Annotated in this window: 19 protein-coding genes; 12 read left to right on the top strand and 7 right to left on the bottom strand. The window is 70.6% G+C overall.

All coding sequences use genetic code 11. From position 1 onward, the window contains the following. Window positions 1-76: 76 nt before the first annotated feature. On the bottom strand, window positions 77-865 hold the full coding sequence (locus CJZ86_RS10005) for an enolase C-terminal domain-like protein (protein WP_353615220.1): 789 nt from the start codon (window positions 863-865) through the stop codon (window positions 77-79). A gap of 174 nt (window positions 866-1,039) precedes the next feature. Then, complete coding sequence (gene menA / locus CJZ86_RS10000; protein WP_094585805.1) at window positions 1,040-2,029, bottom strand: 2-carboxy-1,4-naphthoquinone phytyltransferase; 990 nt, start codon at window positions 2,027-2,029, stop codon at window positions 1,040-1,042. A gap of 71 nt (window positions 2,030-2,100) precedes the next feature. On the opposite strand from menA, the gene CJZ86_RS09995 reads away from it, so the two are divergent. Then, window positions 2,101-3,492 carry an isochorismate synthase gene (locus tag CJZ86_RS09995; protein WP_094585804.1) on the top strand — a complete coding sequence of 464 codons (1,392 nt, stop codon included), beginning with the start codon at window positions 2,101-2,103 and terminating at the stop codon, window positions 3,490-3,492. 12 nt (window positions 3,493-3,504) lie between these two features. On the opposite strand, the gene gshB is transcribed toward CJZ86_RS09995, so the two are convergent. Together gshB and CJZ86_RS09985 are read right to left on the bottom strand one after the other, a co-directional pair. Beyond that, on the bottom strand, window positions 3,505-4,494 hold the full coding sequence (gene gshB, locus CJZ86_RS09990) for a glutathione synthase (RefSeq protein ID WP_094585803.1): 990 nt from the start codon (window positions 4,492-4,494) through the stop codon (window positions 3,505-3,507). Further along, window positions 4,491-4,769 (bottom strand): glutaredoxin domain-containing protein, encoded by a 279-nt coding sequence (locus CJZ86_RS09985; protein ID WP_502690428.1) that lies wholly within the window; start codon window positions 4,767-4,769, stop codon window positions 4,491-4,493. Before CJZ86_RS09985 ends, gshB begins: the two co-directional genes overlap by 4 nt. 177 nt (window positions 4,770-4,946) lie before the next feature. Between CJZ86_RS09985 and CJZ86_RS09980 the strand changes: the two genes are divergently transcribed. The 8 genes from CJZ86_RS09980 to CJZ86_RS09945 all read left to right on the top strand — a co-directional run bounded on the left by CJZ86_RS09980 (window position 4,947) and on the right by CJZ86_RS09945 (window position 10,646). Beyond that, window positions 4,947-5,741 carry an FUSC family protein gene (locus CJZ86_RS09980; RefSeq protein ID WP_094585801.1) on the top strand — a complete coding sequence of 265 codons (795 nt, stop codon included), beginning with the start codon at window positions 4,947-4,949 and terminating at the stop codon, window positions 5,739-5,741. 26 nt (window positions 5,742-5,767) lie between these two features. Then, a complete protein-coding gene (locus CJZ86_RS09975; protein WP_233133956.1) occupies window positions 5,768-6,748 on the top strand; it encodes an FUSC family protein in 981 nt (326 codons plus the stop codon). A 32-nt stretch (window positions 6,749-6,780) separates the two neighbouring features. Continuing rightward, a protein-coding gene (prfB, locus tag CJZ86_RS09970; RefSeq protein ID WP_143594123.1) for a peptide chain release factor 2 occupies window positions 6,781-7,906 on the top strand; the annotation gives its coding sequence in 2 pieces (ribosomal slippage) (window positions 6,781-6,855 and window positions 6,857-7,906; 1,125 coding nt in all). Window positions 7,907-7,926: 20 nt separating this feature from the next. Further along, a complete protein-coding gene (locus CJZ86_RS09965; RefSeq protein WP_094585798.1) occupies window positions 7,927-8,127 on the top strand; it encodes a DUF3285 domain-containing protein in 201 nt (66 codons plus the stop codon). Then, entirely contained in the window at window positions 8,124-8,660 is a 537-nt protein-coding gene (gene ybeY / locus CJZ86_RS09960; protein WP_094585797.1) for an rRNA maturation RNase YbeY, read from the top strand. Before CJZ86_RS09965 ends, ybeY begins: the two co-directional genes overlap by 4 nt. A gap of 68 nt (window positions 8,661-8,728) precedes the next feature. After that, the gene (locus CJZ86_RS09955) at window positions 8,729-9,202 is read left to right on the top strand and encodes a diacylglycerol kinase family protein (protein WP_094585812.1); all 474 of its coding nucleotides are present in this window, start codon (window positions 8,729-8,731) and stop codon (window positions 9,200-9,202) included. A 9-nt stretch (window positions 9,203-9,211) separates the two neighbouring features. Continuing rightward, window positions 9,212-9,808 carry an anthranilate synthase component II gene (locus tag CJZ86_RS09950; RefSeq protein WP_094585796.1) on the top strand — a complete coding sequence of 199 codons (597 nt, stop codon included), beginning with the start codon at window positions 9,212-9,214 and terminating at the stop codon, window positions 9,806-9,808. Window positions 9,809-9,851: 43 nt separating this feature from the next. Continuing rightward, window positions 9,852-10,646 carry an MBL fold metallo-hydrolase gene (locus tag CJZ86_RS09945; protein ID WP_190610440.1) on the top strand — a complete coding sequence of 265 codons (795 nt, stop codon included), beginning with the start codon at window positions 9,852-9,854 and terminating at the stop codon, window positions 10,644-10,646. A 22-nt stretch (window positions 10,647-10,668) separates the two neighbouring features. Here CJZ86_RS09945 and CJZ86_RS09940 read toward each other — a convergent pair whose 3' ends face one another. Continuing rightward, window positions 10,669-11,802 carry a pyridoxal phosphate-dependent aminotransferase gene (locus CJZ86_RS09940; protein ID WP_094585794.1) on the bottom strand — a complete coding sequence of 378 codons (1,134 nt, stop codon included), beginning with the start codon at window positions 11,800-11,802 and terminating at the stop codon, window positions 10,669-10,671. A 77-nt stretch (window positions 11,803-11,879) separates the two neighbouring features. Here CJZ86_RS09940 and speG point away from each other — a divergent pair, with 77 nt between their 5' ends. Next, the gene (speG, locus tag CJZ86_RS09935; protein WP_094585811.1) at window positions 11,880-12,425 is read left to right on the top strand and encodes a spermidine N1-acetyltransferase; all 546 of its coding nucleotides are present in this window, start codon (window positions 11,880-11,882) and stop codon (window positions 12,423-12,425) included. 40 nt (window positions 12,426-12,465) lie between these two features. Here the strand turns inward: speG and CJZ86_RS09930 are convergent, their stop codons facing one another. Both CJZ86_RS09930 and CJZ86_RS09925 read right to left on the bottom strand, forming a co-directional pair. Beyond that, window positions 12,466-13,833, bottom strand: a complete 1,368-nt coding sequence (locus tag CJZ86_RS09930) for a vanadium-dependent haloperoxidase (protein WP_094585793.1) — start codon at window positions 13,831-13,833, stop codon at window positions 12,466-12,468. 277 nt (window positions 13,834-14,110) lie between these two features. Further along, window positions 14,111-17,686, bottom strand: coding sequence for a hypothetical protein (locus CJZ86_RS09925; RefSeq protein ID WP_094585792.1), 3,576 nt, complete (start codon window positions 17,684-17,686; stop codon window positions 14,111-14,113). Window positions 17,687-17,962: 276 nt separating this feature from the next. On the opposite strand from CJZ86_RS09925, the gene CJZ86_RS09920 reads away from it, so the two are divergent. Together CJZ86_RS09920 and CJZ86_RS09915 are read left to right on the top strand one after the other, a co-directional pair. After that, a complete protein-coding gene (locus CJZ86_RS09920; protein ID WP_233133955.1) occupies window positions 17,963-18,631 on the top strand; it encodes a Crp/Fnr family transcriptional regulator in 669 nt (222 codons plus the stop codon). Window positions 18,632-18,794: 163 nt separating this feature from the next. After that, on the top strand, window positions 18,795-21,854 hold the full coding sequence (locus tag CJZ86_RS09915; RefSeq protein WP_094585790.1) for an adenylate/guanylate cyclase domain-containing protein: 3,060 nt from the start codon (window positions 18,795-18,797) through the stop codon (window positions 21,852-21,854). Window positions 21,855-21,867: the final 13 nt, after the last annotated feature.

Below are 21,867 nucleotides of genomic sequence, written 5' to 3'. Positions count from 1 at the left end.
CTCGGCGGAGCGCCACGGGCAGGCGGCGCTTTCGGGCACGGTAGGGCTGGTGAGGGGCGCCAGCGCCGGCCCCGGCTCAGGCCGCCGCCGCCCAGACCCGCTCGGGGTCCGGATCAAACAGGGGGCCGGCGGGCGTCCAGTCCGACGCCAGGCCGGGGGCCACCGGCGTCGGGCCCCGCCACTGCAGGGCCGCCAGGTGGGCCGTCCAGCGGGCGCCGATGCCGGTCTCGAAGCCGGTGCTGACCATCAGCCGGGGCACCCCCCGGCCCAGCTGGGCCAGCAGGGGCCGGGGGTCCCCGTCCTGGGACGGACGCCGCACCTGCCAGCCCGTCCAGCGCCGGCGCAGCTCGGGCCACTGCCGCAGGGATTCATCCAGGGCCACCGGAATCCCCAGGGCCAGCGCCTCAAGGCCCTCCTGGTCGCCCGGGGCCAGGGGCTGCTCCAGCCACTGCAGCCGCGGCTCCTGCCCCAGCCGCTCCGCCCAGGCGGCTGCGGTGGTCCGGTCCCAGCCGCCGTTGGCATCGAGCCGCAGGCGGCCGTGGGGCGGCAGGTGCTCCAGCAGCCGCTCCAGCAGGCGCCGCTCCAGCCCATCGGCCGCCGCCGCCACCTTCCACTTGAAGGTGGGCGGGCCTGCTGCGCCGTCCAGCCCCCGCTCCAGGCCGTCGAGCATCGCCTCGCCGGCGGGGAGCAGCCAGGCCGATGGGGGAGCGGCCAGCCAGCCACCGGCGTCCGCCCCCACCTCGGCGTCGATCTCGGCCAGGGCGCCCCCCAGGGAGAAGGCAAGGCTGGGCGGCAGGGCCGGCAGGCGCCGCTCCAGATCGTTCCGCTCCAGGTCGGGGGCGAGGCCCTCCAGCGCGGCGGCCACCGCGCCCGTCCCCCCAGCCGACGCCGCCGTCGGGGCCCTGCAGCCGCAGCAGCCAACCCCGCTTGGCCGCCACCGCGCCCGCGGCCGTCTGCAGCGGCCTGGGCAGCCGGAAGGCGAAGGGCCGGATCTGCAGGGCCAGCCGACCTCCAGGGCCCCCGATGGCCGCGCCCGCGCTCACCGGCCCGCCAGCGCCATCAGCCAGGGGCCCAGGGCCAGGCCGCAGGCGAGCCCGAGGCCGTTGAAGGCCTGGAAGCGCAGGGCCAGGAACTTGCTGCCGATGATGCGCTCGGGCTGGTGGTGCTCCTCGCCGAGGAGCCGGATCAGGGCCCGGGCCGGCGGCAGGCCGATGGCCCCCAGCAGGGCCGTGAGGGGCCACCAGCCCAGCAGCACCGGCGCCCACTGCAGCGCCAGGGCCGCGGCCACGAACCAGGGCACCAGGCCGGCGGCGCGCTGGGTGCCGAGTCGCACCACCGGCGAGCGCTTGCCGTGGGCGGCGTCCTCCTCCACCTGGTGGAAATGGGAGCAGAACAGCACCAGGGTGGTGGCCAGGGCCGGTCCGCTGCCCAGCAGCAGGGCGGGCCCCCAGGGCACCCCGCCCGCCCCCTCACCAGCCGGGGCCAGGGCCAGCAGGGCGGCGGCGGTGGCGCAGGGGCCGAAGGCCAGCCAGCAGAGGGGTTCCCCCAGGCCCCGGTAGCCGAGGCGGAACGGGGGCCCCTGATACAGGTAGCCCAGGCCGCAGCAGAGCAGCACCAGCAGCAGCACGGCGGTGCTGCTGCGCAGCGCCACCAGGGTCATCAGGGCCAGCCCCACCACCAGACAGCCATTGGCCAGAGCGAGCACCCGGTCGCGCCGGCCGGTGAGGTTGACCACCGAATGGGGCTTGCCGTGGGTGTCGACGCCGGTGTCGGCATCGAAGACGTCGTTGGCGAGGTTCTCCCAGGCCAGCAGCAGCACGGCGGCCAGCAGGAACAGCAGCAGCTGCCCGGGCCGCAGGCCCAGACCCTGGCCCAGCCGCCAGCCCGCCGCCAGCAGCACCGGCATCACCGCCACGGCGTACATGGGCCACTTCACCGCCGCCCGCCAGAGGCGGCCGCGGGAAGAGGCCCCAGAGGCGGCCCCACCCCCCGCGGCGTAACGGCTTGCGACGACCTGTGGCTCAGACATGGGGGCCGCGGGCGTTGGGCGGGGAAAGGCCCATACATTTGAGCAGCCTTCCGCCCCGGTCCCGCGGCCCCTTGGTGCAGGCCCCTGCCACCTTCTCCGCGCTGCTCTCGGCAGCCACCGCCGCCAGCCGGCGTCTGGAGGAGGAGGGAGTGCTCAGCCTGGCCCTGCCGATGGCCGCCCTCGACCCCCTCGTGGCCCTGACCCACCTGGGCACGGGCGGCGACTTCCGCTTCCTCTGGGACGGTGCGCCGGGGCTCAGCATCGCCGCCGCCGGCCAGTGCAACAGCCTGGAGCTGAGCGGTCCGCGGCGCTTTGAGCTGGCCCAGCGCTTCAGCAGCCTCAGCCTCAGCCGCCTGGCCCACGAACCGGCCCCCTGTCCAGCCCTAGCCCGGCCCCGGGTGCTGCTGGCCTTCGCCTTCTTCGAGAGCCCCCTGCATCCCGGCACCGGGGCCGCGGGGGTGCAGGCGGTCCTGCCCACCTGGCAGCTGAGCCGCCAGGGCCGCCACTGCTGGCTGCGGCTGCAGCGCAGCCTGGGGGGCGACGTCACGGCCCGCAGCGTGGCCGAGGAACTCTGGGACGCCCGCCAGCGGCTCGAGGCCCTGGTCGGGCGCGGCCCTTCCGTGGCGGGCCGGGGCACCCCGGTGGGCATCGCCCATGGCTCCCACTGGCACGCGGGCTACCGCTCCGCCCTTGACCGGGCCCTGGAGCTGGTGGAGCGGGGCGAGCTGCAGAAGCTGGTGCTGGCGGTGCGCCAGCAGCTGTTGCTCGATGGTCCCCTCGATCCCCTCAGCCTGCTGTCGCACCTGCGCCGCAGCCAGCCCGGCAGCTGCCGCTTCCTCTGGCAGCGCTCGGAGCGGGAAGCGCTGGTGGGGGCCTCGCCGGAACGGCTGCTCACCCTGCGGCAGGGCCAGCTGCGCAGTGATGCCCTGGCAGGCACCGCGCCGCTGGGGGAGCCGGCCGATCTCCTGCTCCAGTCGCGCAAGGACCGCCACGAACACGAGCTGGTGGTGGAGACGATCACCGCCGTGCTGCAGAAGGCGGGCCTCGATCCGCGGCGGCCGCGGCGGCCGCGGCTGGCCCGCCACGGCTCCCTGGTCCATCTGCACACCCCGATCACGGCGTCGCTGCGCGGTCAGGCCCCGCTGACCCTGGCCGAAGCCCTCCACCCCACCCCGGCGGTGGCGGGCCTGCCCCGGCGCGAGGCGATGGCCTGGCTGCGCAGCCTGGAGCCGTTCGAGCGGGGGCACTACGCCGCCCCGATCGGCTGGATCGACACCGAAGGCGACACGGACCTGCGGGTGGCGATCCGCAGCGGCACCCTGCGGGGGCGGCAGCTGGAGCTGACCGCCGGGGCGGGGCTGGTGCGGGGCTCCCACCCCGAGCGGGAGCTGCAGGAGGTGGCGCTCAAGCTCGGGGTGCTGCAGCAGCAGCTCAACCTGCCGCTGGCGGCCGGCTTCGGCTGAGCAGGGCCCCCCTCAGCCGGCCAGCAGGCGCTCGATCACCTGATCGGCCAGAGGCTTGCGGCCCAGCCGTTCCACTTCCCGCACGCCGGTGGGACTGGTGACGTTGATCTCGCTGAGCCGGCCGTCGATGACGTCGATGCCGACGAAGAACAGCCCCTCGGCCCGCAGCACCGGCGCCAGCGCATCGCAGATGCGCCGCTCGGCGTCGGTCAGGTCGGCGGCGACGGGGGCGCCCCCCAGGGCCAGGTTGCTGCGGAAGTCCCCCGCCTTCGGCACCCGGTTCACGGCGCCGAGGGGCTCCCCGTCAACCAGCAGGATCCGCTTGTCGCCGGCAGTGACCGCGGGCAGAAAGGCCTGGACCATCACGGGCAGCGTCTCCTGGAGGGTGACCAGCTCCAGCAGGGACCGCAGGCCGGGGGCCGCAGCCGCGGTCCGCACCACCCCCTGGCCGGCCCGCCCCGCCAGGGGCTTGAGCACCACCTCCTGGTGGCCGGCGGCGAAGGCGGCCAGCTGCTCCACCCGGGCGCTGACCAGCGACGGCGCCATCAGATGGCTGAAACGCAGGGCGCCCAGCTTCTCGTTCCAGGACCGCAGGGCCGCCGGGCGGTTGAGCACCCGCACCCCGAAGGGCTCGGCCAGCTCCAGCAACTGGGTGGCGTAGAGGTAGGCCTCGTCGACGGGCGGATCCTTGCGCATCCAGATCCAGCGGAAGTGATCCAGCGGCATGTCACGGGGCTCGTCGGCCTCGACCCAGGGATCGGGCACGCTCCAGCCCTCGGCGGTGGCGGCCATCGGGGCCAGTCGCACCGGCTGGGCCCAGGCCCGGGGCCGGTGGCGGCCGTCGTCCGCGGCGGCACTGGAGAGATCGGCCTGGGTGCAGACCCACACCGCCAGGCCAGCCCGCTGGGCCGCCTGCATCAGGGCCACGCTGGAGTCCTTGGCCGGCCGCAGGCGCGTGATCGGATCGACCACGAACAGCTGGGCGTCCCGATCGCGGCTCACGCGCTCAGACGCAGGATGGGGCCCAGCTCACCGGAGGTGTTGAGCTTGGCGAGCTCGACGTAGCCGCCGATGGCGATGCCGTCGATGAAGATCTGGGGAACGCTGGTGCGGCCGCCGGAGCGCTTCATCATCACTTCCTTGTTGATCTCGTCGTCGTCGATGATGAATTCGTTGTAGGTGACCCCAAGCCGGTCCAGCAGACCCTTGGCCCGGATGCAGTCGGGGGAGAATCGATAGGTGTAGATCTCCACCTTGGCCGGCGGCTTCACCTCCACGGCGTCCTGCCCGGATTGCTCTGGGGGGACTCCTGGGATCTCCATCCGGTCACTCGTGGGGCGTCGTGGCGCAGCTTAAGGGGATCGGCCATGCCCCACCAGACCCGCCCGTGCCGATCCGCGCAGGCCCGGCATCCTGTGGCCTGATCTCCCGGCGGCGCCTGGTCCGTCGGCTCGATGCTCCCCCGTCCCCCTTCGCCCCAGCAGATCCGCAACGCTCTGCAGGTGGGGTTCGCCGGTTTCCTCGCGGCCGGCATCCACGCGGCGGCCGGACCGGACGTCAACGCGGTCGACGGTTTCTATGTGGTCTATGGCGCCGCCCGGAGCCTGCTGCCCACACCGGAGGCGTCGCGGGAGGCGGCCTGGGCGCGGATCGTGGGCACCGTGTTCGGGGGCGCCGTGGTGGTGCTGCTCACCCAGGCCCTGCACAACTGGCTCGCCATCGGGGTCGGCTACGTCCTCATCCAGCTGCTGGGACGCCGGCTGGGGCTGAGTCCGGCCACGCTGATGAACGCGGTGATCATGACCGTGCTGATCCTGGCGGTTCCCGCCCACGAGCGGATGGGGGGCTGGTACGTCATCGACAGGACCGGCTGGCACCTGCTGGGGCTGCTGCTGGGCATGGCCGTCGAACGCCTGTTCTGGTTCCGCTCACCGCTGCAGCGCCTGGAGGACAGCGAGCGGGGTCTGCTGGGCCGGATCGAAGCCCTGCTGGCTGGAACCTCCCACGACGGGGAGGAGGAATTGATCAGCGCCTACGGCGCCCACTGCGCCGTGCGCAGCACGGTGCTGCGCAGCCCCCAGGCCCACGGCCTGGCGAGTGACGGGATGCAGCAGCGGCATGAGGCGCTTGAGCAGGCGCTGCGCCACGCCGTCGCCATGGTCCGGGTGCCGGCCGTGCTGCGCTCCATCGACGCCGAGGCCTGCCGCGAGGCCCTGCTGCGGCTGCGGAGCCTGGCGGCAGCGCCATGACAGCGCCGGGGCGATCGGCCGTAATCGTGCGCAACGGGGCGGTCCTGGCGCTGGTGGTGGCCGCCTGCCACCACCTGGCGCTGCCGGAGGGCCTGTTTCTGGCCCTGGGGGTCCTGATCATTCTCGAGACCGACCTCGGCGGCGGCGTGCTGGCCGGGCGCGAGCGGATCATCGGCACCCTGCTGGGACTGCTTGCCGTGGTGATCGCCGCGGGGGTCCTGGGCGGCCTGTCGAGCGCCCTCGGGGTGTTCCTGGGACTGACCCTGGTGCGGCTGTTCGGCTTCGCCGCCGGCCTGACCAGCGGCTTCGTGGTGGGCGGGCACATGGTGGCGGGCAGCCTGATGAACCACGGCGACGCCTGGTGGCACTACGTGTTCTGGCGGATGGTGATGACGATCCTGGGCGTGATCATCGGGGTGCTGGTGTCGCGCCACATCTACAGCCAGCGGTCCTCCAGCGCCTGGCAGGCCTCCTGTGACGGCTGGCTGCTCGATCTGGCCTGCCTGCTGGAGCGACTGCCGGACAGTCCTGAGCCGGAGGAGGCGTTCGCCGCCCTGCGGGAGCGCCGCAATGGCCTGCGCCGCCGCTTGCCCCAGCTGGCGGCCGAGCGGACGCTGATCCACGGCCAGCCGGACGAGGCGGTGCTGCGGGCCCAGCAGCAGCTGCAGCACGGCAGCACGGTGATGAGCGCGGCGCGGGATCTCGGCCTGCTGCTCAAGGAGGCGGCCCCGGCGGCCTGGGTGCCGCCCGGGCTGGTCCCGCGGCTGCTGGACGACGGCCGGACCCGGATCGAGGCGCTGGTGCAGGGACGGGACGCCCCTGACGCGGTGGCGGACCTGGGCCGCTGCCGGGACCTGCTGAGCGCGGCGCTGCCGGAGTCGACGGCGGCGCCCCAGGGCGACCGCACCCAGCTGCTGATCGCCAGTCGGCTGCTGCTGCTCGCGGACGCCCTGATCCGCCTGCCCCGCTCCCCCCAGCCGCCGGGGCGACCGGAGGCGGGGCGCTGATAGGGTCGAGCCATCGCCGGATTCGCTTCCCCTTGCTGGATCTCACCGACTTCAAGCGCGACCTCTCCGAGCTCACCGACCGCCTGGGCCATGCCCAGGACTGTCTTTGACGTACCGGCCCTGAAAGCCCGCCAGCGGGACCTGGAACAGCTCGCCTCCCAGCCCGGCTTCTGGGACGACCAGCAGCAGGCCCAGAAGCAGATGCGCCATCTGGATGAGGTGAAGGCCCAGCTGGAGCAGCTGCTGCAGTGGCAGGCGGCGATCGACGATGCCCGCGCCACCCTGGAGCTGTACGACCTGGAGCCCGATGAGGAGCTCCTCAGCGAGGCCAACGGCGGCCTGCAGAGCCTCAAGGGGGCCCTCGACCGCTGGGAGCTGGAGCGCCTGCTGAGCGGCCCCTACGACAAGGAGGGGGCGGTGATCTCGATCAATGCCGGTGCCGGCGGCACCGACGCCCAGGACTGGGCCCTGATGCTGATGCGGATGTACACCCGCTGGGCCGAGGACCACGGCATGAAGGTGACCGTGGACGAGCTCTCGGAAGGGGAGGAGGCGGGCATCAAGAGCTGCACCATCGAGATTGACGGCCGCTACGCCTACGGCTACCTGCGCAACGAGAAGGGCACCCACCGGCTGGTGCGGATCTCGCCGTTCAACGCCAACGACAAGCGCCAGACCAGCTTCGCCGGCGTGGAGGTGATGCCCAAGCTCGAGGAGGACGTCAAGCTCGACATCCCCGAGAAGGACCTGGAGGTCACCACCTCCCGCTCCGGCGGCGCCGGCGGCCAGAACGTCAACAAGGTGGAGACGGCCGTGCGGATCCTGCACATCCCCACGGGCCTGGCGGTGCGCTGCACCCAGGAGCGCTCCCAGCTCCAGAACAAGGAGAAGGCCATGGCCCTGCTGATGGCCAAGCTGCTGGTGATCGCCCAGGAGCAGCGGGCGGCCGAGATCGCCGACATCCGCGGCGACATCGTCGAGGCGGCCTGGGGCAACCAGATCCGCAACTACGTGTTCCACCCGTACCAGATGGTCAAGGACCTGCGCACGGCCCAGGAGACCACCGACGTGCAGGGGGTGATGGACGGGGATCTGGATCCCTTCATCCAGTCGCTGCTGCGCCAGGGTGTGGAGATCGCCGCCGACGCGGCCGCCTGATCCCTTCCGCAGCGCCCCCCATGCCCGAGCGCCCCAGCCCCCAGCCCACCGCCGCCGCCCCTGGCGCCCAAGGGGAGAACCCCAGCTTCGTGAAGCTGGCCATGCGCAACATGGTGCGCAAGGGCCGCCAGAGCCTGCTGCACTTCGGCCTCACCGCCCTGGGCCTGAGCGGCTTCCTGCTGCTGATCGCCTGGCTGGGTCGGCCCAGCCTGCCCGGATGACCAGCCCAGGGGCGGCGCCGGAGATCGACCTGGCCTTCAGCCTGGAGTCCGGGGCTGCCGGTGACGCCATGCCCCCGGAGCCCCTGGCGGACCCCGCCGGGGCCGAGGCGCTCTGGTGCTCCCACCTGGGCGCCTGGCTGGCCCAGCTGCGGCCGGAGCTGCCGGCCCCCCTGCGCGCCGAGGGCTACAGCCTGGGGCTGGAGCTCACGGACGACGCCACGATCGCCGAGCTCAACCAGGCCTGGCGCCAGCACAGCGGCCCCACCGACGTGCTGGCCTTCGCCGCCCAGGAGGAGGCGCCGCCGGCCCCGCCGGGGGCGGAGCCGGAGTGGCTGGAGCTGGGCGACATCGTCATCTCCCTCGACACGGCCCGGCGGCAGGCCGAGGCGGCCGGCCACGGCCTGGAGGAGGAGCTGCTGTTCCTGGCCAGCCATGGCCTGCTGCACCTGCTGGGCTGGGATCACCCCGATGACGACAGCCTGGAGGCGATGCTGGCCCGGCAGACGGCCCTGCTGGCGGCGTCCCCCTCCTGACAGGGGCTGTTCCCAGCGGTCATCGGCGGTAGGGTGCCGCTTGTCCCTCCAACGGCGGTGCGATGCCGATGCTCGTTCCAGAGGAACATCCGCCGGCCCTCCGCGAAGTGACCAGCGACGTGACCAACGACGTGCATCGCCGCGGCAGGCGCCTGCGGGTGGGGGCGTGGAAGGTGGCGGGCGACCTGCCGGCGAGCTTCCGCTACGCCGCCCAGGGCCTGGCCTACGGCTTCGCCAGCCAGCGCAACTTCCGTATCCATGTGTTCACGGGGGCCGTGGTGTTCGGCCTGGGGCTGTGGCTGCGGCTGGCCGCTGACCGCCTGGCGGTGCTGGTGCTCACGGTGGCGGCGGTGCTGGTGCTGGAGCTGCTCAACACCGCCACCGAGGCGGTGGTGGACCTCGCCATCGGCCGCCAGTTCCACCCCCTGGCCCGCATCGCCAAGGACTGCGCCGCCGCTGCCGTGCTCGTCGCCGCCCTCTCGTCGCTGCTGATCGCCCTGCTGCTGCTCGTGCCCCCCCTGCTGATCCGCCTCGGCGTCTAGACCGTCCCCATGCTCCTGGTCCTCGACAACTACGACAGCTTCACCTTCAACCTGGTCCAGTACCTGGGTGAACTGGCCGCCGACCACCCCCTCGCCGCCACGGTGCGGGTGGAACGCAACGACGCCCTCGACCTGGAGCAGATCCGGGCCCTCGACCCGGCGGCGATCCTGATCTCCCCCGGCCCCGGCGACCCGGACCAGGCCGGGGTCTGCCTGGAGGTGCTGCGGGACCTGGGACCCACCGTGCCCGTGCTGGGGGTGTGCCTGGGGCACCAGTGCCTGGCCCAGGTGTTCGGCGGGCGGGTGGTGCGGGCCGGCGAGCTGATGCACGGCAAGACCTCTCCGGTGCACCACCGGGGCGCCGGGGTGTTTGAAGGCCTGCCCGAGCCCCTCACCGCCACCCGCTACCACAGCCTGATCGCCGAGCGGGAGACCCTGCCCGACTGCCTGGAGATCACCGCCTGGCTGGAGGACGGCACGATCATGGGCCTGCAGCACCGGGAGCACCAGCACCTGCAGGGGGTGCAGTTCCATCCGGAGAGCGTGCTCACCCAGGCCGGTCACCAGCTGCTGGCCAATTTCCTGCGCCTGGCCTCCCACTGCTAGTTTCGCGCCACATCCCGGGCCCGGTGGGGCCAGACGCGACTCCATGGTTGACCCCACCAGCCGGTCCGCGACAGCGCTGACCGGATCCGCGACAGCGTTGCGTCGCACCACCACCACGGCCCTGCGTCTGGGTGCGGGTCTGGCCCTGGCGGCCGGACTCACCCTGCCGATGCCGGCCCTGGCCCAGAAGGGCGGCGGCGTCTCGATCACCCACCTGGGCCACAGCGCCCTGATGATCCAGGGGGGTGGCGCCCGGGTGCTGGTCAACCCGTTCCAGGCCGTGGGGTGCGCCGCCGGCCTGCCCGTGCCCCGCGTCAGCGCCGATGTGATCCTGGCCAGCAGCCTGCTCAAGGATGAGGGCGCCCAGGTGGCCAGCGGCAAGTTCCTGGTGAAGCCGGGCTCCTACCGGCTGGCCGGTCTGCAGATCGAGGGCATCGCCGCCCCCCACGACCGGGTGGGCGGCCGCCGCTTCGGCAACGCCACCCTCTGGCGCTGGCGCCAGGGCGGCCTCGACATCGCCCACCTCGGTGGCACCGCCGGCCGCCTCGGCCCCGCCGACCGGGTGCTGCTGGGACGCCCCGATGTGCTGATCATCGGCGTGGGCGGCGGCGGCAAGGTCTACACCGGCCAGGAGGCGGCCGAGGTGGCCCGGGAGCTGCAGGCCCGTCGGGTGATTCCGGTGCAGTACACCACCGGCAAGCCCCCCGCCGGCTGCGACCAGGGGTCGGTGGAGCCGTTCCTGAAGGCGATGGTGGGGGCCACGGTGCGCCGCAGCGGCCGCACCATCTCGGTGGTGCCGCCCCTCGGGGATGGGGTGGTGGTGGAGGTGATGCGCTGAGGCCGGCACCGGCACGCGCGCCTCACCCCAGCCCGTCGATGCGGCGGTAGGCCTCCCAGAAGCGCTCCATCTGCTCACCGGTGCCGAGGCTGACCCGCAGGGAGCCGTCGATCAGCGGCTTGCCGGCCATCGATCGCACGAGGATGCCGGCCTGGCGCAGGTCGGCCTCCACCGCCTCCGCGGAACGGCGGGGCCAGAGCAGCAGGTAGTTGCCGCCGGCGGCATGGTGGCGCACACCCGCCTGGCGCAACTGGCTCAGGAGCTGGTCGCGGGCCCGCAGCACCTCGGCCACATAGGCGTCCACATAGGCCTGGTCGGCCAGGGCGGCATGGGCGGCGGTGACCGCGAAGCTGTTGATGTCGTAAGGCCCGCAGACCCGGCCCACCCGCTCCACCAGCGCCGGCGCGCCGATGGCGAAGCCGATGCGCAGGCCCGCCAGGCCGGCCGTCTTGGCCAGGGAGCGCAGCACCAGCAGGTTGGGGGCCGCGGCGAAATCGGCAACGGGCAGCACGCTGTCACCCGTGAAGGCCTCGTAGAGCTCATCGACCACCACCAGGGTGTCCGGCGCCGCCGCCGCCAGCTCCAGGATCCGCTCGGGCGCCAGCCGGGTGCCGGTGGGGTTGTTGGGGTTGCAGATCAGCAGGATCCGTGGGGCGCCCGCCGCCGCTGCCGGGGCCTCCAGAGCCGCCCGGATCGCCTCGAGCGGGAAGCCGAAATCCGGCAGGCGGTAAGGGATGGCCTCGATCGCCATGCCCTGCATACGGGCACAGGGCGTGTAGTAGCCGAAGGTGGGGCTGGTGGTCAGCAACCGGTCGCCCGGCGAGCCGAAGGCCTGGAAGACGGCATGGATGGCCGCGTCCACGCCGTTGAACAGGCCGATGTGGGCCGGCGTCAGGCCCCGGCCCCCGAGGGAGCGCACCACCGCCTCCCGCAGGCCGTCGTACTCCGGATAGATGGCGTAATGATCGGCCGGGATGGCGCGGATCGCCTCCACCACCCGTGGGCTGGGCCCGACGGTGTTCTCGTTGAAGTCAAGCCGCAGCAGGCCGCGGCGCCCCTCCAGGGGGGCGCTGTAGGCGGTGAGGGTCTCCACCTCCGGCCGGGCCCGGGGGCAGGGGGGAACGGCCGGGCTCTCGCCTGGGGTGGGGCTGGTCACGGCGGCGGAGCTCAGATCGCTGCGACTGCCATCCTGCAGTGCAGCCCTACCGTCTGTGCAGGACGATCTGGAATCCGGTGGCGAGAGCGGAGCTGACCCTGCGGGCCCTGGAGCGGGGGGATCTGCGGTTCATCCACGACCAGGTCAACAACCGCAGCGTGATGGCCTACTGGTTCGAAGAGCCCTACGAGTCGTTCGATGAGCTTGAGGAGCTCTACAACCGCCACATCCACGACAATGCCGAGCGCCGCTTTGTCGTCGAGAATCGGGGCGCAGAGAACGGGGCCAGGGAGCTGATCGGCCTGGTGGAGCTGATCGAGATCGACTACATCCACCGCCGGGCGGAATTCCAGATCATCATCGCCCCGGCGCACCAGGGCAAGGGCTACGCCAGGTTCTGCATCCACAAGGCCCTCGACTACTCCTTCACCATCCTGAATCTCCACAAGATCTACCTGTCCGTGGCGGTCGACAACGAAAAGGCCCTGCACCTCTATCAGCAGTGCGGCTTCGTCGAAGAGGGCCATCTGGTGGGCGAATTCTTCATCGAAGGCCAGTACCGGGACGTCAAACGCATGTACATCCTTCAGGAGGATTATCTGGCCAGAACGCCCAAGGGCTGAGGCCCGAGGCGGCGCGCTGGCCTCCTTCGCGCCCGGGGGCTCAGAGGATCCCGGAGGCGGCGATCGTGGCCCTCGAGATGTCGAGTTTCATCGCCAGCTGATTGGCGATCTGGGCACCAAGCCAGACGCCACCGGTATGGCCCAGCTCCCTGGGAGTGGGAGGAACACCAAAGATGTCTTCGCTGGTACCTGGAAGGCGGCTGGTGATGCCATCGAATTGCCAGTGCACACCCAGGTAGACCCGGCTCAGCGAGTTATCCACCATCGCCTGCCAGAGATTGTCGTAACTCAGGGTGAGAAGTTCCCGCGGCCGCTGCGTGCGGGGATCGATGTTGCGGCCATCGAACTCATCGGAGACGAATTCGAAGCGCACATCATCCAGGCCGCTGCCGCCGAGATCGAAGCTGCTGACACCCCTCTCCACCAGGAACAGCCGCAGCAGCTGGAAGGCGGCCGCCCCGAAGGTGGCATGGCCGGAGGGGTAGGCGGGGAAATCGGGCGTCAGCCCCGTGCCGGCGCCGTTGGTGTCCGGACGCCCCAGGGGCAGCCAGTTGGGGTCGGCGACCCCGTTGCCGGCAACGGCCTCGCGGATCCCCACCGCCGGGCGCCACATCATGTGGGTCGGAGCGTATTTGTAGTGCCACGCATCGATGCCCGCATCGGCCATGGCCACGGCCGCGCCAGCGATGACACCCAGTTCATCCAGCTCCTCGAGCTGGCCGGGATTGCGTTCCTCGATGGAGTCAAGAACGGTCAGCACCACCTGCAGGTAGAGGCGGGGTGGGGTTCCGAGCTCCTGGGGGCCGTCGTACCCCCAGGCGATGCCGATGACCTCTTCGGCGAGGGTCCGGAAGGCCGGGTCGCCGGGGGCGCGGTTGATCTCACCCTTGGCCGCAACTCTGCCGAAGTCATCGCGATAGTGCTGGGTGGAGGTGACGGTGTCGGCGCCGAGGCGACCGGGCGGCGGCGGAAAGTCCATCACCCGGACCGCGGCCAGGGGTGTGGCGCTTCCCCAGACGCCACCCAGAAAACCCTGGGTCGGCTGGGTGGGTGGCGCCTTGTGGTTGTAGGGCGTGCCGTCAGGCGTGTAAGCGGCGCGCGCCTTGTTCATGTCGTCCATGCCGAACTGATGGACGGCCGTGCCGTAGGCCCTGCCGGCCATCTCCACCGGCGTCCTGGCAGGGCCCATCTCGAAGTAGTCGAGCCAGTTGATCCAGGCCGGCTCCAGCATGGAGGCCTGGTTGGGATAGCGCAGCCGGAGCACCTGGTGACAGGCGGCAGCGGCGGCCAGATCCCTCTCCTTATGGCTGGGAAACGGGAGCAGGCCGGCGGGGATGGGAAGGCTGAGCAGCTTGGTGGCGGAGCCGGCGACCACGGCCCTGACGTCATGCAGAGCCGCCAGGGCCATCCCGAGGGCCCGAGCCGTGAGAAAGGGTCCCCTCTGGTCACCGGAGGACAGGGAATTGGTGTGATCTCTGCGAACACACTCCAGGCTCATGTCAATCCAGAACCGTGTTCTGATGCCACCTGCCGTCATGGTCCTGTCCGTGAAGGGCCCCCCGAGTGTGAAGAGGACGATCAAAAAGACCTGGACCCGCGATCACGCCCTCCTGTCCTGTTGATGGTGGCTGGCTGTCACCAAGGTGACAGGCCGATGGCCAGGCCCTGAACACGCCCGTGAGTCATCAGCGGCGGTGCTGATGCACCAGCCTGGCGCGCACAAGTGGCTCGATCACCACCGACGCAGCCGCCACCGACCCAGCCCTGGCGTGCCCAGCCGCGCGGGCCTTCGGCGGGGTGGCCGTCAACGGCTTCGGACGGCTCTGGGAGGTCCACCAGTCAAAGCCCAGCCCCGGGAACATGGCCACCCGGCGGGCCATGGCATGGAAGAACACATAGGCGGCCAGCAACCGCCGGAGGGATCCGAAGCGGGATTCCCGGATCGCTTCGATGCCATCGTCGCTGGGGAGGCGGATGCCGTTGCCGCAGCCCCCATGGATCGGGCTGGGGATCACCAGGGCCGCATGAAAGCGCTCGGCGGTGATGCAGGGATCGGAACTCAGGGCGACGATGTCGGGGCCGGCGCCCAGGTGGCGGAGGCCATCGGCCTGCCGTGCCGCCTGGATCACCGCATCGGCGTGGGCACGTTGCCTTTGGCTGCAGCGGCCGTCCGGGACGCCCAGGAACAGCAGCGTGCCGCGCACCAGCCGATGGCCATAGCCATGCAGCAGGGAATCGATCGGATCAGTGCCATGCACATCGAGGGCCGTGAGGCCATAGCTCAGGGCGAAGAGCTTGCTGACGTAGTTGCTGAGCAACTGGTGCAGCCCCTCGGCCTCCCCGATCACCAGGGTGCGCCGGCCGGTACGGGCCGGGAGCTGGCGCCCCTGCAGGAACCTCAGGCCCAGGGTCCAGCACCAGGGACCCAGGACGTAGAGGGCCACGTCGGCGGGCAGGCTCAGGGCCAGCAACAGGGCCCCCATCCCGTGGCCTTCGGCAAGGCCGAGCAGTGGCAACAGGGCCAGGGTGACGCCCCGGAACAGCGGCGTCCCCCATCCCAGGCTGCCCAGGACGTAGAGCGCGTGGATCAGCCAGGCGGTCGGGGTCTCCAGGACATGCCAGGCCCATTGCCGTCCCTCCTGCACCAGCTGACGGGAGACGGCGCTGGTGAGGGGCTGCCCCCCTTCATCGGCACCGATGATCTCGCGGACATCGTTGACCAGGAGCTGGTCCTCCATGGTCTCCAGGGCCAGCAGGGCCTCGGGTCGCAGCCGCAGTCCCAGGGGGCGCTGCTCCGGGAAGGCCTGCTGGACCTGGCGGCAGAGGCAGAACAGCAGCTCGGTGAGGGTCTGGTGCATGGCGGCCACCGTGGCGGTGGCCGCTTCGGAGCTGCGGCGTCCCGCGGCCGTGGTGAACAGGCGATGGCGGAAGGCCTGGTCGGGGGCCTCGGGGCTGCCGGGGCCGTCGGGGCCGTCGGGGGCCAGCGACGAAGCCCCCGGGAGGCTGGCCGGATCACCGATGACCAGGAACACGTCCTGGATCGCGGCCTCGCTCACCAGCCGATCGCAGGCGTCCAGCACCTGCCGGCAGGGGGTGCTCTGGCCGGAATCGCTGAGCACCAGCACGATCGACCGGCGGGACAGATTCAGGGACGATGGGTCGCGGTGCAGCTGCTGGAGCACGCAGCTGGCGGAGAGCGTGCTCACATGCAGCAAGGGCATGAGCCGTTCCAGATCCCGTGCGAAGTGGGCACCCAGCCAGAGGTTGTTCTCGATGCCGGTGACCAGGAGGTCCACATGGCTGGACCGGGCCAGGGCCGGATCCAGCCCCTCACGGCCGAGCGATGCCTGCTTGTCATGCCGTCGCGTCGCCGTGCCGATCAGCAACCGGGCCAGGGCCTTGGCGCTGGCGCGATTGGCCGAGCGGGGATTGATCCAGTCGTCCTGGATCCTGGACAGCAGGCCGGGGATGGCCGCCAGGTCCGCGCCGACCGGGTCCAGGCGCTGGCGGCCCTGCCTGGATGGGGCCCCCGCTGACCCATGGCCCTCACTGCAGAGTTGGCGGCGGCGACGGATCTCCTCCAGGGTCAGCTCCCGTTCCTGCGACAGGGAGTGGATGGTGAGGTCCGTGGGGGACAGAAGGGCGATCTCGCCGGCGATGGGATCCAGATCGATGCGGTGGCAGCCGGGCCGGCCCGCCAGCACGGTCTCCACCGCGGCCGGTTCGGAGGCGTAGAGGGCCGTGGCGCCGGGTCCATCGAAGCCGATGCTGATCGGCTGCCCCTGGCTGCAGAGCACAAGCCGGTCGGGCCAGGTCGAGGAGATCACGACCAGCCCGAAGCGGCCCCGGCCGCAGGCCATGAACTGGCGGGCCGCGGCGAAGGGATCGTTGTGCAGGAACGCGCCGATGGCCGCGCGGATCCAGCGTTGCGTCCGCGCGGAGCTGTAACGCCGCAGCCGGGGATCGGCCTCCAGCCGCTGCTGGATCCGCAGCGTCAGCTCCTCGAGCACCCCGGGGTGATCGAGGCCGGCGTCCGGGCGGGAGGCGATCTGATCCTGGAAGGCGGCTTCGAAGCCCGTGGCCCAGGGCCCGAACGCGTCGGTGGCCGGGGCGGTGGCGGGCTCCGCCAGAAGGCGGAGGGAAGCCAGTCGCACGGAGGCGAACCAGTCGCCCTGGCAGATCAGCAGATCCATCAGTCCGGCCATCGTCGTCGAGGCGCCGGCCGCCGGATGGCCGCAGCAGAGGGCAACCGCCAGCCAGGCCCCCAGTTCGTTGACGTCCGCCTCGGTGCCGAACAGGGTGAAGCCTTCAAAGCTGCCGTCGTGGGCGATGCGGTGCTGCACCGCCTGCCAGTCACTCACCCAGCGTCCCTGCCGCCTGGACCAGAGACGGCGGCGCTGGGGCGGGGACCATTGGTGCCAGTGGGACGCCAGGTTGCCGGGGGCGCCGCTGGAGCCGGAGCCGTAATGCCAGGCCGCGATCAGCCCGGAAGGCAGCGTTCGTCGGCCCGTCCGCAGGGCCCGGTGTCCGGCACGGCGAAGGCCGCGCTCCAGCGATCGGGTGAGGTGGCCGCGCTTGCCGTTGGCCATCCCGTGCCCGACGAAGCCGATCCGGCCCTTCCGATCGCGCACCAGCACCAGACCGGCTCCCGCGGGGGCTCCCCGGGTTTCCATCTCCAGGCCCATGGCCCGGAAGCGCTCGATCGCAGGCGGCGACAACAGCTCCCCCCGTGCCGCCGGATCGTCCGCACTGATGAAGCCGAAATGGCCGCAGTGGAAGCAGGCGGCCCGGCCGCTGCCGATCGCCTGCCAGTCGCTGCGTGAGGCCAGCAGCAGCGCGCCGTTGGCCGCCGCCACGCTGACCAGCAGGGCCCGGACCGGGGCGGAGCCGTCGGCGGGCAAGGCCACCAGGACGCCCCAGGCCAGGGCGAGGGCCAGCAGGTTGAACAGCAGTCCGCCGCTGGCCTTCAGTCGCACCCGCCAGGGCGTCGGGTCACCGACGGCCACCCAGGGCAGCGATCGCACCCCGCCGTCGGCCGGACCGATCGGACCCAGGGGCGCCAGGCTCCGGAGGGTCTCGCCAGGGGAGCGATGCTCCAGGAGGTTGACCACGGCCAGGGCGGCGCCGTCGCTGTCGACCATGGCCCGCAGCAGCCCGTGGCCGGCCCCATGGAGGAGTTCGGCCGAGCACCAGCTCAGCCGGATCAGGGAGGGCAGCAGAAGCCACCACGCGGTGGCCTGGCCCGACGAGCCGGCGACCACCAGGGCGAGCAGTTCCGGCCAGCAGCAACCGACCCACCCAGGCGTCCCAGCGGGCACGGGCCACCGGCGCCGCGCATGGAGGACGAGGGAGGACATGACAGGCGAGCCCACGCAATGGCGCCACTGTCCGGGGATCGCTCCCGGCGTGTGTTGATCCCCATCGCCTCCAGGCGGGAGATCGGTGCCACCCAGCTGTCACCTGGATGACAACCCAGGCAAACCATGGGATGGTGGCGTCGCCGTCGGAGGGTGATGGGGGGCTTCGAGGCCAGTGAGTTGAGGTCCTTCCCGCTGTTCGCGGGCCTTGAGATCAAGCAGCTGGAGAGCCTTCTCGGCGAGCACAGGACCCTGCAGGTGCCGGCGCAGCATCAGCTGGTCTTCGAGGGCGACTGGAACGATGGCTTGTTCCTGATCCGCTCGGGAGTGGTCAAGGTCCGGCGCTTCACCCTGCAGGGGGAGGAAGTGGTGATCGCGCTGATGGGCGCCGGAGAAATGTTCGGTGAGCTGGCGATGCTGCTCGGGAACAGTCGACGCTCCGCCGATGTGGTGGCGCTCACCCCGCTCGAGGTGGTGAAACTGCGCTGGAAAACGGTTCAGGACGAACTGGATCGCTCAACGGACTTCGCCTTGGAGATGGCCCGGCTGCAGGCACGACGACTGCTCTGCCTGGGGCGGCGCTTCAGCCTGCGGGGCGAGGATGCCTCCACCCGTGTCCTGGCCACCCTGCTGGAGCTGGCCTTCTGCAGCGGCTATGGAAACGATCCGCTCGCCCCGATTCCCGACCTGAAGCAGACGGAGATCGCCACCATCGCCGGCCTGGCCCGGGGCACCACCTCCCGGATCCTCACCCAGTTCCGCTCCCGGGGAACCATCGTCCAGACGGCCGAGGGGCTGCGACTGGCGAATCTCGAACCGCTGCGGCGGAGGGGGCTGCTGGAACCTTGACGAACCCGTGGTGACGCCCGATTCCGGGTGGCCGGAAATGACAGAACGCCCACGGAAAAAGTTCACAAAGGCTAAGATCGCCGCCAGCAATCGGCACGTTTCAGCGTTGGCCGCAGGCCCGGGCCAAGCGACGAATCTTCAATGAATCGGCGATGAACCAGCGATGGGCACAAGCGTGAAACCTGTCAAGCGTCCACCGGAACTGCGTCAGGTCACCGTGCTGTTCTGTGACCTGGTCAACTCCACAACCTTGGCGGAGCAACTCGACCCCGAGGAGCTGATGGAGTTGGTCGAGTCTTACTATGCCATTTGTGATGACATTGTGTCCTCACACAGTGGCTACATGGCCCAGTATCTGGGTGATGGCATTCTGGCGTACTTCGGCTATCCCGATGCCTCGGAAGAAGCGGCCCCCAATGCCGTCAGGGCCGGTCTGCGGCTGCGGGAAGCGATCCGGCGCCTCCCGTCGCCCACCTGCGACCCCCTGCGCTGCCGCATCGGCATCGCCACGGGATCCGTGGTGGCCACCAGCATCCGCGATATCGAAACGCCCCACAAGGCCGGGCTGATGATGGGGAAAACCCCGAATCTGGCCGCCAGGCTGCAATCGGAAGCCGGGCCCAACCAGATCCTGGTGTCGGAGAGCACGCATCGGATCACACGGGAGTTGTTCCATCACCAGAGCCTGGGCTCAAAGGAACTGAAGGGCTTCAATCAAGCCATGCAGGTCTATGCGGTGCTGGAGGAAACCGACGTCTCCTGCCGTTCCCAGGCCCGCTGGAAAACGAGCGATCTGCCGCTGATCGGCCGCCAGCAGGAGATGGAGCTGCTGCGGAAGACATGGCAGACCGCCTCTGCAGGGCAGGGCCAGCTGGTGCTGCTCCAGGGGGAAGCCGGCATCGGCAAGTCCCACCTCGTCGGTGAACTGAAGCGATCCCTGCTGGATCAGGGCCATCGTCAGATGAGCTGGTACTGCGGCCCGAACACCAGGGAAAGCACCCTGCATCCCATCGCCGAGCAGATCAACAAGGCCGCCGGCTTCGAGAAGGGCGAACCCGATGAGAGCCGCCACGAGAAGCTGGCCCGGATGATGGAGCGCTATGGCGCCACGGAAGCCAGCGGCCTGGAGGTTCTGGCCGATCTCATCGGCCTGCGCGGTGGGGACCGATCAGCGCTGGACGGACTGACCCCCGAGAAGAAACGCCAGATTCGACTGGACACCCTGCTGGCGATGATCCAGGCCTGGAGCGATGGTCAGCCGAGCCTGATCGTCGTGGAAGATCTCCACTGGATCGATCCCACAACCCTGGAGCTGCTCGATCGTCTGATCACCGCAGCCCATCGGCAGCCCTTGATGGTTCTGGCCACGGCGAGGCCCGAATTCAAGCCGCCCTGGCCATCGGGCGACAGCGGCGTCCATCTCAACCTCAAGCGACTGGACCGCGCCGCCTCCGAACTGATCTGCTCCTGCCTGAACGCCGATGAAGCCCTCTCTCCCCAGCTGACCAGGCGCATCGTCGAACGCTGCGATGGGATTCCCCTGTTCGTGGAGGAAACGACGAAATCGATGCTCGAGCAGCTGCGTGCCAACGGCTCCAGCGGCGGTGATGGCACCGACCCCATCCCGGAAACGCTGCAGGACTCCCTGGCCGCCCGCCTCGATCGACTCGGGCCGGCCCGAAGGCTGGCCAGTATCGCGGCGGTCATCGGCAGAAGCTTCACCTACGAACTTCTGGAGGCCGTCTCCAGCGAACCGGAGGCGGTGTTGCGCGAGCAGATGGATGATCTGCTGATTTCCGGGCTGCTGCAGTTCTCTGATCAGACCGCCGGTGAGGCCTATGAATTCAAACATGCGCTGATTCGTGATACGGCCTACGAAACGATGCTGAAGCGGGAGCGACAGACCCTTCACGAACAGATCGCCACGACACTCTCGGCTCAGTTTCATGAGCTCATCGACGCGGAACCCCAGCTGCTGGCCCATCACTTCACCCGCGCCGGTTCCTTCGAGCAGGCCATCCCCCACTGGATCAGTGCGGGGCGTCGATCCGCTGAAATGGCCTCCCATGAAGAAGCCGTGCAGCATTTCCAGACGGCCCTGGATCTGCTGCGCCACGACGCCTGCCGACCGGAGGGTCTGCCCGCCTCCCTGGAGCTGATGCTGCTGCTGGGCCTGGCCATGAGCCTGGCGGGATCCCGCAGCTACTCGGCGCCCGAAGTGGGCCAGATTCTGGAGGAGTCCCGATCGTTGGCAGAGCGACTGGAGGACAGCCAGTCGTCGTTTGCGATCCTGCGGGGAATCTGCAATTTCCACATCGTCTCCTGCGATCTGGACAACGCCGAGCGCTCGGCAGGCCAGTGCATCCAGCTATGGAACCAGGGCAGGGATCCCATCCATGGCATCGAAGCCCATTTCTCCATCGGCTACGTCCATTACGTCAAGGGATCGATGGCCCTGGCGCGCCAGCATCTGAGCGAAAGCATTGACCTTTACCATCTGCACGAGGGCTGGGATCTCAGTTTTCCCTCCACCCATGATCCGATGACCGGCTCACTCACGGCCCTCGCCATGGTGGAGCAGGCCTGCGGCGATCCGGATCAGGTGGCCGCCACCCTCGAACAGGCGCGGCGGCATGCGGAACGCCTGGGCAGGAACTACGAAACGGTCTACACGCTGAGCCATGAACTGTTGATTCTGGTGCTGCAGGGCCGCTACTTGGAGGCCATCGCCGTCAGCGATTCCATCCTGAGGATCTCCGATGCCTATGGCTACCTGACCTGGCGCGCCATTGCCAAGGTGTACAAAGGGGTCGCCCTGGCGCAGGCAGGCCAGGCCGAGCCCGGGGGCGAGGCCCTGGCGATCGCGATGGAAGGCATGCGAGAACAGCAGCGCCTGGGTGTGATGACACTGGAGGGTTATCGACTGGCGGAAATTGCGACGCTCCACTCCCTGGCTGGCTCGGCGCCCGAGGCCTTCGCGACCATTCAGGCAGCGGAGGAGGCGGTCAGACGCTCAGGTGAGGCCTACTTCATGCCCCTGGTCCATGTCCGCAAAGCGGACGTGATCGCCAGAGCCATGGGCCATGACGAACCCACCGTGATGGAGGCCCTGGATCAGGCCCTGGCCATGGCCAGGGCCCAGGGGGCCACAAGCTTCGAGACCATGATCAACGAGAAGAAACAGCTCTACGCCCGGGAACGGATCGGCGGATCCGCGCAGTAACGCGCCTGCAGGT

Origin of the sequence: Synechococcus sp. BO 8801, from assembly GCF_002252675.1 — a bacterium.
Taxonomy (GTDB): domain Bacteria; phylum Cyanobacteriota; class Cyanobacteriia; order PCC-6307; family Cyanobiaceae; genus Cyanobium.
Note: the sequence above shows the minus strand (reverse complement) of the source record. Positions and strands in the feature narration are given on the sequence as shown.